This window comes from Vibrio sp. 5S239 (assembly GCF_041439575.1).
GTDB lineage: Bacteria > Pseudomonadota > Gammaproteobacteria > Enterobacterales > Vibrionaceae > Vibrio > Vibrio kanaloae.
In genome coordinates this window covers 73087-91350 of sequence record NZ_JBGOOM010000007.1, presented here as the reverse complement: position 1 = coordinate 91350, position 18264 = coordinate 73087, and the positions used below count along the sequence as shown (strand labels likewise).

Below are 18264 nucleotides of genomic sequence, written 5' to 3'. Positions count from 1 at the left end.
TTATCCCTCGCTTATCCGTAATGTCAGCTTTGAGTAAAGACGCTTGCGATCACGCTCTGTAAACCCAATAGTTATATCTATCAGCGTTGCAAACTCGATATAAACATTCACTGGAGCTCGTTATGTTTAATTCTCTTACATCAATCTTCAAACAATTAATAGAAGGCCAAGACCTAAGCAAAAACCAAGTCGCATCACCCAATCTCGCCATCGCGAGTTTATTATGTGAAGTTGCGGGTGCCGACCACCAGATCGATGAATCGGAAAGAGTGGCTAAGCTTCAGCTTATTCAGCGCTTGCTAGACTTAGATGAGAAGCAAGCAAAGGCGTTACTGGAACAAGCCGAGCCAAAAGTAGAGCAATCGGTATCGCTGTATGATTACACATCTCAACTAAGAGAATTGTCTCAGCAAGTAAGAATCGACTTAATAAAAGCGATGTGGGAAGTAGCGCATGCAGATGGTGAAATAGACCCAATTGAAGACTCTGTGATCCGTAAAACAGCAGAGCTACTTTACGTTGACCACAATGACTTTATCAAGAGTAAGTTAAGTGTTTTAGGCAAAAATTAGTGCCTGAAATAATGAATTGGAAACTGAAATAAATAAGAAGCGACGGATTAAGAAACCGGTCGCTTTTTTGAATCGGTAAGCTGAAAGCTGGCTAAACAGGGCTGAAAGGAGCTAAAAATTCAGCTACAACATAGTTAATGTGAGTTTCGCAAGATTATAAGCATCAACATAACCCGAGTGCTGACGCCCTTCCCATTCAATGTTCTTAGCTTCTTGAGCGGCCCTGTGACCAATGCGTTTGTCTTTCAATCTATTTTGAACACGATAAAGCGTTGCAATGTTTAAGAACTCGCTGAAAGGAGGTTCAATGCCTTTTTCTTTACACTCGTTGTGTAAGATGAGGTCATCGCGTCCCCACGCTGCGTAAATCTTGTTTGGACCACCAAAGTTCTTGATCATCGACTTGATGACAGACTCTAGCGGGCGGCCTTGCTTTTCAATTTTACGAGGTGTAATGCCCGTTAACTCGGCACAGAACAGAGAGACTTCGTCTTTCTCTGGCTTAACGTAGTATTGTGCGCGCTTCACGATAGTGCCGGATGCTAGGTCAATCTCAGCAAGACCAACTTCAATGATCTCCCCTGTTGTACCTACACCGTCTTCGCTCCAACAGCACATTTCCAAATCGAAACACACCACTCGATTGTGATTCATACGTCGCCTAGTTCTCTCGTCAAAAATTTCGTGAAATTGTACATGAGCCCAATAAAGAACTCGACCCCAGTTTCATCAAGTGCTCATTTAGCCTGCAATTGTGACTCGATTTCGGCCATTTGACTTACTGTGGTAGAGCATGCTGTCCGCTTTTTGCATGATCTCTTCAGAGTCCTCACCGCTACGAATGGCAGCACCAATACTTAAAGTACAACTCAGTTGTCGACCTTTATACTCACAATGAGAGTGACTCACTGTGTTTCGAATGCATTCTAAGTAACGATTCAAAGCTTCATGATTCGAAATGCTAGAGATAATACAGAACTCATCACCGCCTAAACGGAACAGACCATCTCCTTGCTTCAGATTGACAGAAATCAGCTTGATAACATGAATAAGTAAAGCATCGCCAGCCGGATGGCCGAATTGGTCATTAATACCTTTAAATTTATCGACATCAAACCCAATCAAACTAAAGGGCTGGTTTCGCTCAATGGCTTTGTCGAGCATTTTATTGAAAGCACGGCGGTTATAAATTTCGGTCAGGCTATCATGATTGGCTAAGAAACGAAGCTCTTCCGTTCTTTCATCAATCATTCGGTATAAACGCTCTTTCTCACGAATTTGTAAATTGACAATATAAGCAAGAAGCAGTGAGATGGTTGTACCAACAAAAGCAATACCCGCCAATACAAGATAACCATTAAAAGAGATGCATGAATCTATCTTGTAATCGACCGTCCATTCTCGGTTAGTCAACGTGATTGTTTTTGTAATATGGTGTCCAGACACACCTTCGTAGCCGTCAGATTCAAATAAAATAGGAGCATCTTCGGATTCAAAGCCGTTATCAGTAACACGTACATAGACGTCTATATCTCCGATTGTTGACGCCAAAAGGTTATCAAAGTAGGCCGTAGTACGAACTATACCAATCACAATCCCTAATAAGTTGTCACTGTGGTCATCAAACACTGGATGGAAAACCAACATCCCCCTTTTCGGCGTATCACTATCTAAACCGTCTTGCAGTAAACGAACTTTGTCTGAAATATTAGCCTCACCCGTCTCTCTGATGTTATCAAGGATCAACTTAAAGCGTTCACGAGAAGAATAAAAACCCAACACATCATTGTTTACTGGGTCATTGGGGTAGATATCGGTCGCAATAAATGCGGGTTCACCACTCAAAACATAACCGTATGTTTTTGGGCCATGTTTAGGAATAGTAAACATTTTGTAGGATGGGTACTTCGCTATCATTTGTGCGGTATGTTCGGCGATATCTTCTGCCGCCACTTTTTGCATCCATTGCAATCCAATCAAGCTTTTCGAACCATTCATAATTTGCTCAGCAAAACGGTCGAATTTATCCCAGCCCCCTGGCTCAGAGGAATAGAAAAAATTAGCACCTGAACCTATATAAGCCACATCATTATCGATAAATGCTTTCAAGCTCAACGTTTGTTGCTTAGCAAAGCTATCCAAGTTCGTATTTAAGGAATTATGTTGATTAATCGCGACTAGAACAAAGCACAATACCATTATCAAAAATGAAACCGAAAAGGCGACTAACGGCAGAGTTCGTTTTTTCAACCCCGTCATAGGGTCGATTGTATGGGGCATACAGTTTCCATTCATATTGATTGATTTGAAAGTATACACTGCCAGAATATTACTCTCTAATTATCTTTGACTTTAACAATGGGACAAAACTAACACTATTTACAAAGTGTGGACATTTACGACGAATAAACCAACAATTCTCGATTAAATTTCAAGCTAACTCGCTAAAAAGCCAATTTATTGAAAACATTTAATAAAGCCCTTAAGCCTTGAACATGCTAGTATCCACCCATATTTATAGCTTGAAAGAATCTATTTTGCCTTTGCATAAATGAGTTTTCTTTCCAACCTGTATATTCTACAAAACCAGCGAATATACCGTTAAATCAATCTTAAAGAGAAATCACTATGATCGTTGATTTGAACCTAATCCCACAGACGTTTGATATGCTTCACGCAGGCCTAACTGCATCAAGCGTTTTACTACTGTTAATTGCCGTTTCTCGTAAAACCAAAGTGGTTGAGAAAGTCATAGAAAAACCAGTAGAGAAGATCGTTGAAGTTGAAAAGCCAGTTGAAAAAATTGTCGAAGTAGAGAAAGTTGTTGAAGTTGAAAAAGTGATCGAAAAAGTCGTTGAAGTGGAATCTAAGCTGGCGACAGCGCCAACAGATTCAGCAATGCAACTTCTGTCTATCATGCAACAAGAAGCGCGCTTAATCGACTTCCTACAAGAAGACCTAACTTCGTTCTCTGATGAAGAAGTTGGCGCAGCGGCACGTGTTATCCACACTGGCGGCCAAAAAGTATTAGCAGACTACGTAACGCTTTCTCACATCCGTACTGAAGATGAAGAAACGCGCATTACAGTAGCTGAAGGTTTCAACCCGCAAGAGATCCGCCTAACAGGCAATGTAACGGGTAACGCACCATTCAACGGCACACTGGTTCACAAAGGTTGGAAAGCCACTGACATGAACCTACCTAAGCTTGCTGAGAATTACGATGCATCTGTGATTGCACCGGCTGAGGTGGAGCTATAATGGAACACCAAAATCATTCTTCATCGCAAGAGCGTTCACAACAACAGCAAGCACCTAAGTTCAGTGTTGGTATAGATTTAGGTACAACACACTGCGTTTTGTCTTTCATCGACACAACCAATGAAGATGCTCGTGTTGAGGTGATGCCAATCCCTCAACTGACGGCTCCAGGTACAGTAGAAACTCGCAGCCAACTTGGCTCGTTCCTATACCAGCCGCACGAACATGAAATGAACTCAGGTTCTCGCGTTCTACCTTGGTCTTCTGAGCCTAAAGCACTGGTTGGTGCGATTGCGCGTAACCTTGGCTCAAAAACCCCTATCCGTTTGGTAGCAAGTGCAAAATCTTGGCTATGCCACGGTGGTGTGAACCGTCGCGATGCTTTCCTTCCTGCAGGCAGCCCTGAAGAAGTTGAAAAAGTATCTCCGCTTAAGACTACTGAACTGTACCTTGAGCACCTTAAAGATGCTTGGAACCACGCGAACCCAGAACACAAACTGGCAGACCAAGATGTAACAATCACGGTTCCTGCTTCGTTTGACCCTGCTGCTCGTGACCTAACAGCTGAAGCTGCGCGTAATGTCGGGTTCACTCACCTAACGCTTTTAGAAGAGCCACAAGCGGCTCTTTACAGCTGGATTGATAACAGCAACGACACATGGCGTGACGAAGTAGACGTTGGCGACATCGTGCTTGTTGTTGATATCGGTGGTGGTACTACCGACCTTTCGTTAGTTGAAGTAACACAAGACGACGGCAACCTAAGCTTGAACCGTATCGCAGTAGGTGAACACATCCTACTGGGCGGTGACAACATGGACTTAGCTCTTGCTTACCGCTTGAAGATGAAACTGGCGCAAGACGGCAAAGAGCTAGCACCTTGGCAAGTTCAAGCTATGACTCACGCTTGTCGTGATGCGAAAGAAGCACTGCTAAACGATGGTGAACTTCAATCTGTGCCGATCGTTGTCCCAAGCCGCGGTTCTAAACTGCTTGGCGCGACACTGAAAACAGAACTGACTCAGCAAGAAGTACAACAAACACTGGTTGATGGCTTCTTCCCACAAGTGGCGGTGACGGATCATCCGGTACAAAAGACGCGTGGTGCACTGACTCAAATGGGTCTGCCTTACGCTCAAGATGCGGGTATCACTCGTCATATTGCTGCATTTCTTTCTAAGCAAGCCAATGCGCTTTCTGGAAATAGCGAAACGGCTCAACAAGATTTCAACCCGTTTGCAAACATGCCCGGTATGCCAGGCGCAGAAGCGGCAGCGGCAGCGGCAGATTTCATCAAACCAACAGCGGTGTTGTTCAATGGTGGTGTTCTAAAATCTAACCTACTTGCTGATCGTCTTTCAGATACGATCAACGAATGGTTGATCAATGCTGATGCAGAATTTGCTAAACAGCTTTCTGGATTGGATTTAGACCTTGCAGTTGCAAGTGGCGCTTCTTACTACGGCGCAGTTCGTCGCGGCCAAGGCGTTCGTATCCGTGGTGGTATCGCTTCTTCTTACTACGTAGGAATCGAAAGCGCCATGCCAGCTATCCCGGGTATGGCTCCGCCAATGGAAGCACTGTGTGTTGCGCCATTTGGTATGGAAGAAGGTTCAAGCGTTCAAGTTCCTAGCCAAGAGTTTGGTTTGGTGATTGGCCAGCCAGTACACTTCCAATTCTTCGGTTCTACGACCCGTCGTGAAGACGTAGCGGGTACGCATCTTGATCATTGGGCACCAGAAGACCTTGATGAACTTCCAGAGATTCAAGTGACACTGCCAGTATCTGAAGGTCGCCGTGAGGGTGAAGTGGTTCCAGTAACCCTAGCCTCTCGTGTTACTGAACTCGGCACGCTTTACCTAGAAGCAATTGCTGCTGATAACGGTCAGAAATGGCACGTAGAGTTTGATGTTCGTGAAGACGCGAATAACGACTCAAACGAACAAGCATAACGAAGCAACGGCACCTTAACGGGTGCCGTTGCTTTATCAATGCGATTCCCTAGCCCTGTATGGAAAGCATTTAGAAGACAATAATAAGACCAAGACTATCAACACACTGGTCATCACTCTGGAAGAATAAGGTTTTGTATGGCATCTCCTCGTTTTTTAGTCGGCATTGACTTAGGCACAACCAACACTGTGGTTGCCTACTGTGAAATCAACGACGACCTACAACATGCTCCCGTTTCTCTTTTCGATATTGATCAACTCATCGGCCCCGGTGAAGTGGTTCGTAAGCCCCTACTTCCATCATTTCGTTACCACCCAGCACAAGGTCAAATCTCCCCTTCTGACCTAACCATGCCTTGGGACACAAGCCCAGTAAAAGGCGATATCAAGAACGTTATCGTCGGTGAATGGGCGCGTGAATTAGGTGCTAAAGTGGAAGGCCGTCAAGTATCCAGTGCTAAGAGCTGGCTATCACACCAAGCGGTTGATCGCAGCTCAGACATTCTCCCTTGGGCTGGTGCGAATGATGTCGATAAAGTATCACCCGTTGTCGCGAGTGCGAGCTACCTGAATCACATTCGCCAAGCATGGAATTACCGTAACCCGAGTAACAAACTTGAAGACCAAGATGTAGTAGTAACGGTTCCAGCATCATTCGACGAGACTGCACGCAAGCTGACGCTTGAAGCCGCAGAACTTGCTGGCTTAGGCAAGATTCTATTACTCGAAGAGCCTCAAGCGGTTTGTTACGACTGGTATGCTCGTCACCAGCAAACGGCTGCGGAAGAGCTTAAACAGATCCCGCTGATCTTAGTGTGCGATGTCGGCGGTGGTACCACCGACTTGAGCTTAATTGAAGCCAAATTCGATGCGAATGGTGATGCGGAAAAACAAGGTCATAGCGAGCTAGAACTCGACCGTATCGGCGTTGGCGAACACTTGATGCTCGGTGGTGATAACCTCGATTTAGCGCTTGCTCACCTTGCAGAGCAACGATTCAATCAAAACAAGAAGCTAAACGCCTCTAGCCTAACCAAACTGATTCAACAAACTCGCGCTGCAAAAGAGAGCCTGCTTTCTGCTAATGCACCAGACGATGTAAAGATCACCATGCTGGGCAGCGGTTCAAAACTGCTTGGCGGTACTAAGAGTATTGGCTTAACCAAACAAGAAGTTCATCAAATCGCATTGGAAGGTTTCTTCCCGCTTTCTGAGTTTACAGAAGTGCCAGACAAACGCCGCAGTGCAGTGGTTGAGTTTGGTCTGCCTTACGTGGCTGACCCTGCCGTGAGTAAGCACGTTGCAGAGTTCCTAACAACGCATCAACAAGTGTCGAAAACAGCACTAAAAAACTCTGATTCTATCGAGTTTGACGATACTAAACCTGCTATTCCTGTCGGTGTGCTACTTAATGGTGGTGTGTTCAACAGTGAACTTGTCACAGAACGTATTACTCAGCTTCTAGGTAACTGGAAAGGTTCTCCAATCACAGTATTAGATAACCCTCACCCTGATTGGTCAGTCGCTCTAGGGGCTGTTGCTTTTGGTAAAGCTCGCCGTGGTGCGCAGCTGAAAATCGGTGGCGGTGCTGCTCGTTCTTACTTCTTACATTTACAAGAAAAGAACAAGATGGGCAAAGCACTTTGTCTACTTGCCAAAGGGACTGAAGAAGGCCAAGAAATCCGTTTGAACAGCCGTCGTTTCTCATTGACGCTGGGCGAACCGGTTCGTTTTAACCTACTGACTTCAACACACGATCAAATCGCACACAACACTGCAATCCAAAACGGTGTGATGGTGGATGTGGATGCCGATCTGTTCTCCCCTCTTCCACCTTACATTTCTACCTTGGAAAGTTCGGGGACTGTCGAGCTTCAAGCCAACCAAAAAGAGCGCGTTGAAGTATTGCTCGCTTGTCAGTTGACCGAAGTCGGCACACTTAAAATAGAATGTGTGAGCACTGAAGATGACTCTAAGCGTTGGTTGCTTGAGTTCGAAGTAAGAAACAAGCAAGGTGATGAGTCTGATACCTCTGCACTTCATCCAAGATTAGAAGAGTGTAAGAAATTAATCTCTCGTCTATATAGTGGCAACAAGAAGAGTGCTGAATCGAAAGAGATCAAGACTCTCTCCAAAGACCTTGAGAAACGACTCGGTAAACGTGATGAATGGGACTTCACGACTCTTCGTCATTTGTTCGATAGCTTCTCATTAGGTCGCAAGCGTCGCCGTCGCTCAGAGGCACACGAGAAGAACTGGCTGCGTTTGGCGGGTTACTCGCTGCGTCCTGGCTTTGGTGACCCAACGGACTCATGGCGTATTGAGCAAATTTGGGGACTCTACCAACAAAACATCCAATTCCAAAACCACCAAGGTTGGACGGACTGGTGGGTATTCTGGCGTCGTGTTGCAGGCGGTTTAAACCAAGAACAGCAAGAAACTATCTTGGCTGACATTGCGAAGTACCTTCACCCTGGCGCAATGAAAAACCCTAAGACGGCCAAAGATGCACAAGACAATGGTTATGAAGCCATGGTTCGTTTAGCCGCATCACTTGAGCAACTTGAGGTTGAAGACAAAGTACTGCTGGCGAGCTGGTTTTTGAGCAAAGCGATTAACCAGAATCAGTTTGAGCAAGCGCACTGGTGGGCACTAGGTCGATTGGCTTCAAGAACGCCTTTGTATGGTAGCCAACACAGCGTGATTCCTAGAGAGCAAGCTGAACAGTGGTTGCCGAAACTGCTTGAGCAGAACTGGCATAAAGAGCAGATGATCGCCTTTGCAGCTGTGATGATTTGTCGTAAGACTGGCGATCGACAGTTTGATATCTCTGACGATTATCGTAATCAAGTGATTGAGAAACTGAAACAAAGTAAGGTGCCTGAATCTTGGCTAATGCTAGTGAGTGAAGTGACTGAACTTTCTGAGAGCGAGTCTAAGCGTGTATTTGGTGATGCATTGCCAAGCGGATTAAGCCTGATCAATAGCTAGTTTTAAAAACGATGAGCTTGCGTTACTAGTGAAAAAAGAAAAGCCACTTTCGATTCGTTGAAAGTGGCTTTTTTATTGGTGGCTTAAGCCTGGTATGTGTCGTTGATAATCAGTTTTCGGGTTAAGAGCCTCAGCCGTGTTGCAGTTCATCATTGTTAATGTTTCGTTCCAGTTGGGTTGATAGGAAAATCCGTGTTTTCATAAATATCGGACAGTTTTTTCGGTTTCTTATCCTTGGCTCCTTTGGTTGATTGATTATGAGTTTCGCTTAAAAGCCATCCTTCATGCATTTTTGCCGAATCCAAAAACTCTGGATCCTCCATTGCTTCCTTGCGAAGTTTATTTACACGTTCGAGAGTATCCCAAATCATAATACTTCACCTCCACTAAGGCTACACTTCCAATATAGAACTCCCCCCTTTTGATTCAATACTTTCCGATTAAACCATAGTGAATTTGTGATTTACATATCGAAAACAGCTTTATAAGTGCATTGTTTGAACAGAAAGAACTCATTTATTTTTTATTAAAAAATAAATATGGTTATGGTGTTATCTATAAACGCACCACCTAGGAGGTACTGTGTTTTTCAATCAAGGCTATAAATAAAGAAAAATGTATTATTTCAGATTGTAAAGACAATTTTTTGACATTATAGTCAATAGTATGACATTCCATCAGGTGATCATTAATGCCATTTAGTAACATATATAAGTCAAGCTCCAAACATGCCATAAATGATCTAGTTAAAGATATGGATCTATCTTTATGGAAAAGCATGCTCAACAATATTGCAGAAGTGCTTAATGCTCCTGCTGTTGAACTTGTTCTTACTGCTGAAGTAGGATTTCAAAGCATTGCTATGTCCACATCTTCAGGGGTCAAAGCAAACCCAGGGAAGATAATCCCTAAGGACATCAACCTATATTGCAAGAAAGTAATGGACACAAGAGCTATGCTCTACGTTCACAACGCTACAGGCCAAGAAGAGTGGAGCGACAATCCAAAACTAACACAGATGGGCTATGTCTCTTATCTTGGGTTACCTATCTTTCACTCCGATGGAAGTATGTTTGCTACGCTTTGTGCTCTAGATACTAAAGAAACATCTTATCAAACTGTCCAGATAAACTTAATGGAAAGCATTCGAGCTTTATTGGAGCGCGAAGTCCATACCGCCGAAAGAGTTAGAAATTTAAAATTCACATCAATTCACGATGAACTAACTCAAGTTTTTAATCGGCGCGGTGTGTTGAATGAATCTCCTAAGATTATTGATAGTGCTTCTGAATATGGCTTAGCAATTGGGTTCATTTATTTTGACATTGATGGTCTGAAATATATCAATGATAACTTCGGGCATAATATTGGTGACCAATATATAAAATGCTTTTCCAATTCACTGAAAAAAAACACTCGCAAGGAAGACATTTGTGGCCGAATTGGAGGTGATGAGTTCGTTCTATTGTGTAGAGATGTATCAGAAACCTCTTTAGAACAAATAGTAACTCGAGTTAAGTCAGATTTTGATAAGTACTTCAACAATTTGGGGATCAATTCTCGGGCTGACTTTAGTCAAGGAACACTAATCTACTCATCGAATCCCCCTCCTATCCATGAATTAATAAAGTTAGCAGATATAAAAATGTATGAAAACAAGATGACTAAACGTTGTGCTAAATTTAAATAAAAAAAGCGAGCTCGATGCTCGCTTTTTATCTGTCGTTTATTCAACACAGGCTTAATCAAATCATGCTGTCATTAAGCTCGGTTGCCGATTTTCACTGTACCGTTTGTTGAAAACCAAAGCGCTTCTGAACGACGGCGGCCGAGTAGAATCGGACCATCATCGTAAAACAAAAAGTTCTTCCAATGCTTCTTAAAAATCGCCCACTTGGTCTCAAGTACATTGTATTTTTCGTAACAAAAATAAACAGTTACGTCATCTTGCCAATCAATGAAGTTTAGGATCTCTTCTGGCATTTCTGGTTCATCTGCTTCCCAATGTGCCATCCAGCTGATCTCTTCATTCCAGTTCGATGCTTTGCTCGGCCAATCTTGCGAGCTTAGCCTTTCTGCATCTGGGCTTTGAGGGCTTACGTTCTCTTTCCAAAACTGAGATGCTCTTGCCTGTGTCATTGGCTTAATCTTTTCCAAGTCTTCCGCTGGCAGTGGCATCGACTGATGAGTGAAAATCCATTTTCTTTGGTATTCGTCCAAAGTTGTATATGACATCAAAATTCCTCAAATTTCGTCTTAGGCTGATGGATTACCATGCCTATCTGTTCTTTCTGATGCAGCGGCGATTAGAGATCGCTTGATATTCGCTGCCTTTAAATTCGTTGTTCGCTTGTTTACTTAAATACGCTTACTGCTAAATACAACTGTAGCTAACTACAACTGCGTCTGAGCATTGCGTCTGTCTTCCCAGTTAGGGTTAACTAACGCGGTCAGTATATGGTCTTCCCATTTACCGTTAATCTGTAGATAGTCTTTAGCAAAACCTTCTCGAACAAAGCCAAGATGTTCTAATACACCAGCGCTGCGTTCGTTGTGAGGCATGTAGCCCGCCATTAAGCGGTGCATGTTCTGCACATCAAACATATAGTCTTTGGCCATGCTCAAACCTCTACGCATGTAACCGTGGCCTTGTTCACTTTCAGCCAACGAGTAGCCCACATTACAGGCGTAAAACGGAAAGCGAGACAAGTTACTGAATGATATCGTGCCTAACATTTCGTTTGAGTCGGCATTGATCAATAAACAGTAATAACCAAGCCCCATTTTATGAAGCTCGTTTAGCTTGATCAGTCGCTGCGCCCAACCTTCTCTTTCGAAGAACGCATCTTCTCGAATCGGTTCCCAAGGTTTAAGGTGCTCTCGGTTTGTTTGAAAATACTCACTGATCATGTTCGCATCGTCAATTTGCGCTGTACGTAGAATAAGGTTTCCATCGTGCTTATAAATGCGTTCAGGTGTACTCAGATCTTCCATTCGCTTTCTTATTCCGTTATCTGGTCTTGTTCTAATTTCTTACTCAATACCGTTTGCTTGTTCAATACTACCCACTTACTTAATAACATACCCAAACAGGCTCAATCAGTTCTTTCTAATACCGTAGTCGCGCAGTTTGTTGGCAATTGAGGTGTGAGAAACATTCAAGCGCTTTGCTAACTTACGGCTTGATGGGAACGACTGGTAAAGCTTCTCTAGAATCTGAGATTCATAGTCTTTCATGATCTCATCCAGAGAACCATCTAAGCTTAGGTTTGCCATTCCTGCCGTCATGGTGTCTAGCTGAGGCAAGTGGAATTGCTCAACCGTTAAAGTATCCGAATCCAACTCTGTCAGTGCGCGTAGAACCATGTTGTCTAATTGACGAATGTTACCCGGCCATTGGTAATTACCAAGCTGATCAATTAACTCTTGAGTGAGCTTTGGCTTTAGCATACCTAATTGCTGCGCATATTTAGCCACGAACAGCTCTAGCAATGATGCTACGTCATTAGAACGTTCACGCAAAGCTGGAATTGACAGCGTCAGTACATTCAAGCGGTAGAATAAGTCTTCACGGAATGAGCCAGAATCAGCGAGTTCAGAAAGACGGTGGCGCGTTGACGCAATAATACGAACATCAGCGTGCATCTCTTCTTCTTCACCAACACGACGGAATGAACCATCTTGTAGGAAACGCAGCAGTTTGATTTGTAGATGCGGGCTCATCTCGCCAATTTCATCTAAAAATACGGTACCACCATTCGCTTGTTCGAAAATGCCTTTATGACCTTGTTCATGGTTAAATGAACCCGGTGCATGACCAAACAATTCCGTTTCCGCTACATCATCAGGCATCGATGCACAGCTTAGAATCAAAAATGGGAAAGACGAACGATTTGAGCGGTTATGACACGCTTTTGCCAACATCTCTTTACCTGTACCTGTATCGCCCTCAATTAACAAAGGCTGATCCAGCATCGCCAGTTTCTTAGCTTGACTGATCAAGGCTTTATGGCGATTAGAGACACCAACAAAGTGTTCAAAACCTAAGTTGTTCTGTTCTGGGATTGCATCTGGCGTGTTCGTCTCTTGATTACACGACCGAATCGTCATTACTGCACTCGCCAGTACTGCTTCGTTAACATCGCCACCAAGATAAATAGGCAGAACCTCAATCGAGAAATCTAAACCATCCAACACCACCACTTCACGATGACGAGTGACGTCACCTTCGATCCAACGAGCAAAGTTGAAGCTAGGTACGAATGTCGAAAGCGGCTCGCCGATCACTTCGTCTTCTTGCTTGCCGAATAAGTTCAATGCAGCGTGATTCGCTATATCAACTGACCCTTTAAGGTCAATCGCTATAACGGGGTCTGGTAGATTAGCCAACAGAGCAATTAACTCTGTGTTATGTCTTTCGCTTGGCATAAATTGGATTTTTCGTACATCCTTCACACCAGAAATTCTGCGAATTTCAGCCATAAGTTCACTAAAAGCATCAAAATTGATATCAGGGCAGTTTAGGTAAATAATGCCTTTAACATCAATTTCGATTCCTCTTAAATCAATGCTTTTTGAGGCCAAGATATCGAGCAACTCACGCGTTAAGCCGAGTCTGTCTTCACACAATACTTCAAGACGCACAAATAGTCCTATTATAGGTGTCAGGATAAGTTGACAGTAGTGTGGATTAAGGTCTAAGTTCAGTCAAGAAGAAGAGTAAACATATGTTTACTCTTCGCCCGCATACCACTCAATGTCATACATTTTGTTTCAAAGTCGTATGCACTATTTCAGCGTGATTCGTTTTATTTCAGAAAGGACGGCTTTTCGCATATCTGCCAGTTTTACTTTGCGCTCGTTATGCCAAGGCATTGGGCGAAGTAACGTCATGGCTTTTAAGCCCAATCGAGCGGTTAGGATACCAACACCTAGGCCCTGTCCTGCTCTCGCGGATACTTTGCCAGCAAGATCCATCGAGACAAGATCCATACTCGCGTCTATTGCGAGTTCACTGGCCCCCGCAGCTGCCATATTGATCAACACCAACTTGAATAACTTAATACGCGACCAGTAGCCAAGATCAATGCCATACACATCAGCAAGCTTGTCTATCATGGTGAAATTGCGCCACGCCACCAGCAACATATCAGCCGCCGCCAATGGACTCACTGCAACCAAAGCCGCCGATTCGGTCGAGAACTTAGTGACGATTTGAGTCGCAACTTTATCTTGTTTGCTCACCACTAGAGCATCGTACATATCCAACACCTCAGCATCGCTGTGTGCTGGGTTAATGCTGTTTCGCCACTTATCGTACGAAGGCGACTCAGCGATAATTCCGCCCTGCTTCGCGATGTTTTCACAGAACGCTTTGCCCTTACCGACACTTTGGCTTTGCAATAGCTCTTCACTCTGCTCTTGCACACTAAAGTGATCTTTAAGTGAGCGCAGTTTCCACAGCTCTTTGCCTATTGCGCCTAAACCCAATGAAGCAATGGCAGCCATAAAGCCTGACCAACCTAATGCAAGCCAGTCAGCAGTTTGAATCGCGGTAATCACCGAATCAATTGCCTGCCATCCAACTAGGCCAGAGAAAGCGACCAATAAACCCGTTCCAAACCACTTCTTCTTTTTGCTCGGTCGAATCACTTGTTCCAATTGCTGCTCAGCTTCACCATCAAGATCGGCTTCCAATTGCGGTGCAACAGGGATAAATTTCTCTTGCTCTGTGAACAGTTGTTGTGCGCCTAAATCCGGGCCAACGTCGCTCTTATCTTGCTCATCAAAAGAGGTCTTCAACGGTTCATTAAAGACCTGCTTTGTTTTTAATTCACTCATTTTGATTGCCTCAATTATTTCAACTTGTCGCCAATGAGATACTCTAAAACCTTGTCGACTCTTAGATGTTGGCAAGGCTCATCGGAATGTTGCTCCATCGGTCTAAAGCTCGTGAAATCAAACTGGTTGGTTTCCCAATACTGTTTGTTGGGCAACTTACGCGGCACTTCTCCCGGATACATGGTTTGAGGGACATTATCCAAAGTCACGCCTTGCAACGCTGGGACATTGTCTGAACTCGACGAGATATAGCCCGCGCTGGTCGCTTGAATAGACGCGATACTCATACAACTCATGTCGATGTGTTCAAACGCCGCCTGTTGCCAAGCCGGATGCACCATCTGTTGTAGCAGTGACACCAAGTTCGGATGTTGATCCGGTGTCACGTGGTCAGCCTTAGTGGCTGCAAACAAGATCTTGTCGATCTTCGGTGCAAACAGACGCCTTAAAATATTGCTTCGACCGTACTTAAAGCTCTTAAGTAACTGTTCTAACGCGCCACGCATGTCCATGAAAGAGTCATAGCCCGCATTAAGTGGCTGTAAGCAATCCACCAGTACGATTTGTCTGTCGAACGTCGCGAAGTGATTTTTGTAGAACGCTTTGACGACCTTCTGTTGATACTCTTCATAACGCGCTTTCAGTACCGCATAGTTACTTGTTTTTAAGAACTTACCCTCAGGTGCGATACACGGAAAGAATTGCAGCACAGGCGCGCCTTCAAGCTCACCGGGTAATACGAATCGACCCGGCTGCACCCAGTGCAACCCGTTATCCTTACAAGTGTGAAGATACTGAGTATAGCTATCGGCAATGGCGACCAGTTTCTTTTCGTCCGCTTCTGCTAGCAAGTCAACGTCACCACGCATTGCGTTCCACTGTTGCGAGTAAGTTTCTCTGTCGCCTTTCAATGCGGCAAACTGAGATTGGCTCCAGGTATCGAAGTCCATATCCAGTAACGGCAAATCAAGCAGCCACTCTCCTGGATAATCGACAATATCGAGATAAAGGGTGCTGTTTTTACTCAGTAGCTTTTTCGCGCCCTTCGTAGGCTTATATTTGATTGCTAGACGAATCTCACTGACATCACGCGTTGGCACCGGCCATTCTGGTGGCTGCGCATTCAAAGATTCCATCGCTTCATCGTACGAGAAACGGGGAATCATCATGTTGTGTTGTGGAATACGTTTAGCACCAATAATTCTTCCATCTCTCGCCGAGGCAAGAAGTGGTAAATTTTTGTGGGTAGACGTATAAAGAAGCTGATTAACCAGCGAAGTAATGAACGCTGTCTTGCCCGCACGAGAAAGCCCCGTGACCGCTACTCGAATGTGAGAATCCGTTCCTCTGCTTATAAAGTCACTCATTTCTTGAGTTAGGTGTTTCATTTGAACGACTCCGTTATAAATAGGCTAGCTGCTTAAGATAATAGAGAGGGAAGCCTATGTTCTTTCCCTGTTGGGATAGTTTGTATGCTTTTGCTAATAGTGGAGAGTATGCAATACCCATTCTTAATGCTAGATGAATAAAAGCCCCTGACTACATACATAATCAGGGGCTTTAAATTTTTTCGTTGATGTCTACTAATCGTCTTCTATCAGCTTGTAGATAACAAACAGTGTTATCTCAGAAATCAACCACAATACACATGTTATGGTTACGTATTTGTCGTTAAAGATGCTGATTCCGTGCAAGATCAAATCGTAACCAATGAAACTACCAATCACCACTGCCAAGATAATCTGTAGGATCTGAATAAAACGAGGCATTCCTCTCTCCTATGTTCTTATATCAAACGATATGTTTATCACTATATCATTGATAATAAGACAAAAGTGCAAATAATGCTGCACTTTTGTCTTCAACTTTCTGTCAAGAATTGCAATTCAAACACTGAAGCTAGCGTCTGTTTCGACTTTTTGACTTCAGAAAATTATGCTTTTTCAGCTTCAGCAATTTTCACTTTCCACGTGTCAGGGCCGATCTGGTGCGCGTTCACGCCGTTAGAGTCAACCGCTACTGTTACGGGCATATCTTCAACTTCAAACTCGTAAATCGCTTCCATACCGAGATCTTCAAACGCAACAACGCGTGCTTTTTTAATTGCTTTCGCGACTAAATAAGCTGCACCGCCAACCGCCATTAGATAAACCGCTTTGTGCTCCTTGATTGATTCAACCGTTGCAGGACCACGTTCCGCTTTACCTATCATGCCCATGATGCCAGTTTCGTTTAGCATCATGTCAGTGAACTTATCCATACGTGTTGACGTTGTTGGACCCGCAGGGCCTACCGCTTCATCGCCTACCGCATCAACAGGGCCAACGTAGTAAATGAACTTGCCTTTGAAATCAACGCCAGCTGGAAGGCCTTCGCCGCTTTCGAGCATGCCTTGAATACGTTTATGCGCTGCATCACGGCCTGTTAAGATCTTACCTGATAGCAGAACCGTTTCGCCTGTCTTCCACTCTTGTACGTCTTCTTTGGTTACTTCATCAAGGTTAACACGACGTGTGTTTGCGCCCGCTTCCCAAGTGATGTCTGGCCATTCTTCTAGCTTAGGTGGCGATAGCTCTGCAGGGCCGCTGCCGTCTAGTGTGAAGTGAACGTGACGAGTCGCTGCACAGTTCGGGATTAAGCAAACAGGCTTAGAGGCTGCGTGTGTTGGTGCTGTTTTGATTTTCACATCAACCACAGTCGTTAGACCGCCAAGGCCTTGAGCACCAATACCCAGTTTGTTTACGCGGTTGAAGATATCTAAACGAAGCTCTTCTTCAGCGTTCTCTGGACCTTTGTCGATAAGCTCTTGGATATCGATGTGTTCCATAAGAGATTCTTTCGCTAGTACCGCTGCTTTCTCAGCCGTACCGCCGATGCCTATACCAAGCATGCCCGGAGGACACCAGCCTGCGCCCATTGTTGGTAGCGTCTTCTCTACCCACTCTGCAATATCATCAGAAGGGTTCAGCATAACCATCTTGGTTTTGTTCTCAGAACCGCCGCCTTTCGCCGCGATTTGAATTTCAACTTTGTTGCCTGGAACCATATTAATGTGAACAACCGCTGGTGTGTTGTCTTTTGTATTAATACGCTTACCTGCAGGGTCCATTAGGACAGACGCACGCAATGGGTTGTCTGGATTGTTGTAAGCTTGACGAACACCTTCATCAACCATCTGTTGTACTGTTTGATCCGTTTCCCACCTAACATCCATGCCGATGTTCACGAAACAAGTAACAATACCCGTATCCTGACAAATTGGACGATGACCTTCCGCAGACATGCGCGAGTTGATAAGAATCTGAGCGATCGCATCTTTTGCTGCTTGGCTCTCTTCTTTCTCATACGCTTTTTCTAGGGCTTGGACAAAGTCTAAAGGGTGATAATAAGAAATGTACTGAAGTGCGTCAGCGACACTGCTGATCACATCTTGCTTACGAATAACCGTCATTGCATGCCTCTTTATTGTTCTGGTTCCATGTGGGTCCATGGTTTGACTATTCAGGCCTAATTGGCTTAGCTTTTTATTGTGTTAAGCTGTATTTAGTTGCTTTAGCAATCGCTTGCATAGCTGTAAACTAAACCATTTGTATTACACCGTTCTAATCAAGAACCCATTTTATTTTCAATTTATGATACTCTTGCTT

Annotated in this window: 15 protein-coding genes; 5 read left to right on the top strand and 10 right to left on the bottom strand. The window is 44.2% G+C overall.

Going from position 1 to position 18264, the window contains the following annotated elements:
• Window positions 1–122: 122 nt before the first annotated feature.
• On the top strand, window positions 123–572 hold the full coding sequence (locus ACED48_RS07935) for a TerB family tellurite resistance protein (RefSeq protein WP_017057511.1): 450 nt from the start codon (window positions 123–125) through the stop codon (window positions 570–572).
• A gap of 123 nt (window positions 573–695) precedes the next feature.
• On the opposite strand, the gene ACED48_RS07930 is transcribed toward ACED48_RS07935, so the two are convergent.
• On the bottom strand, window positions 696–1226 hold the full coding sequence (locus ACED48_RS07930) for a 3'-5' exonuclease (protein WP_017057512.1): 531 nt from the start codon (window positions 1224–1226) through the stop codon (window positions 696–698).
• 87 nt (window positions 1227–1313) lie between these two features.
• A complete protein-coding gene (locus ACED48_RS07925; protein ID WP_017057513.1) occupies window positions 1314–2852 on the bottom strand; it encodes a sensor domain-containing diguanylate cyclase in 1539 nt (512 codons plus the stop codon).
• A gap of 348 nt (window positions 2853–3200) precedes the next feature.
• Between ACED48_RS07925 and ACED48_RS07920 the strand changes: the two genes are divergently transcribed.
• The 3 genes from ACED48_RS07920 (at window position 3201) to ACED48_RS07910 (ending at window position 8776) form a co-directional block, all read left to right on the top strand.
• Window positions 3201–3833, top strand: coding sequence for a DUF2760 domain-containing protein (locus tag ACED48_RS07920; RefSeq protein WP_017057514.1), 633 nt, complete (start codon window positions 3201–3203; stop codon window positions 3831–3833).
• Entirely contained in the window at window positions 3833–5785 is a 1953-nt protein-coding gene (locus ACED48_RS07915; protein ID WP_017057515.1) for an Hsp70 family protein, read from the top strand. The genes ACED48_RS07920 and ACED48_RS07915 overlap by 1 nt, the downstream gene beginning before the upstream one ends.
• Before the next feature lie 138 nt (window positions 5786–5923).
• Window positions 5924–8776: an Hsp70 family protein gene (locus ACED48_RS07910; RefSeq protein WP_017057516.1), complete on the top strand. Its 2853-nt coding sequence runs from the start codon at window positions 5924–5926 to the stop codon at window positions 8774–8776.
• A 155-nt stretch (window positions 8777–8931) separates the two neighbouring features.
• Here ACED48_RS07910 and ACED48_RS07905 read toward each other — a convergent pair whose 3' ends face one another.
• Complete coding sequence (locus tag ACED48_RS07905) at window positions 8932–9147, bottom strand: hypothetical protein (protein WP_017057517.1); 216 nt, start codon at window positions 9145–9147, stop codon at window positions 8932–8934.
• 320 nt (window positions 9148–9467) lie between these two features.
• On the opposite strand from ACED48_RS07905, the gene ACED48_RS07900 reads away from it, so the two are divergent.
• Window positions 9468–10466, top strand: coding sequence for a sensor domain-containing diguanylate cyclase (locus ACED48_RS07900; protein WP_017057518.1), 999 nt, complete (start codon window positions 9468–9470; stop codon window positions 10464–10466).
• A gap of 71 nt (window positions 10467–10537) precedes the next feature.
• On the opposite strand, the gene ACED48_RS07895 is transcribed toward ACED48_RS07900, so the two are convergent.
• From ACED48_RS07895 to ACED48_RS07865, 7 genes are all read right to left on the bottom strand, one after another.
• Window positions 10538–11011 (bottom strand): DUF2947 domain-containing protein, encoded by a 474-nt coding sequence (locus ACED48_RS07895; RefSeq protein ID WP_017057519.1) that lies wholly within the window; start codon window positions 11009–11011, stop codon window positions 10538–10540.
• Between the two features lie 159 nt (window positions 11012–11170).
• Entirely contained in the window at window positions 11171–11770 is a 600-nt protein-coding gene (gene rimJ, locus ACED48_RS07890) for a ribosomal protein S5-alanine N-acetyltransferase (RefSeq protein WP_017057520.1), read from the bottom strand.
• Window positions 11771–11875: 105 nt separating this feature from the next.
• On the bottom strand, window positions 11876–13420 hold the full coding sequence (gene tyrR / locus ACED48_RS07885; RefSeq protein ID WP_017057521.1) for a transcriptional regulator TyrR: 1545 nt from the start codon (window positions 13418–13420) through the stop codon (window positions 11876–11878).
• 144 nt (window positions 13421–13564) lie between these two features.
• Window positions 13565–14617, bottom strand: coding sequence for a YcjF family protein (locus ACED48_RS07880; protein WP_017057522.1), 1053 nt, complete (start codon window positions 14615–14617; stop codon window positions 13565–13567).
• A gap of 14 nt (window positions 14618–14631) precedes the next feature.
• Complete coding sequence (locus tag ACED48_RS07875; protein ID WP_017057523.1) at window positions 14632–16005, bottom strand: YcjX family protein; 1374 nt, start codon at window positions 16003–16005, stop codon at window positions 14632–14634.
• Window positions 16006–16200: 195 nt separating this feature from the next.
• Window positions 16201–16386, bottom strand: coding sequence for a hypothetical protein (locus tag ACED48_RS07870; RefSeq protein ID WP_017057524.1), 186 nt, complete (start codon window positions 16384–16386; stop codon window positions 16201–16203).
• Between the two features lie 164 nt (window positions 16387–16550).
• A complete protein-coding gene (locus ACED48_RS07865) occupies window positions 16551–18068 on the bottom strand; it encodes a fumarate hydratase (RefSeq protein WP_017057525.1) in 1518 nt (505 codons plus the stop codon).
• Between the last annotated feature and the right edge of the window lie 196 nt (window positions 18069–18264).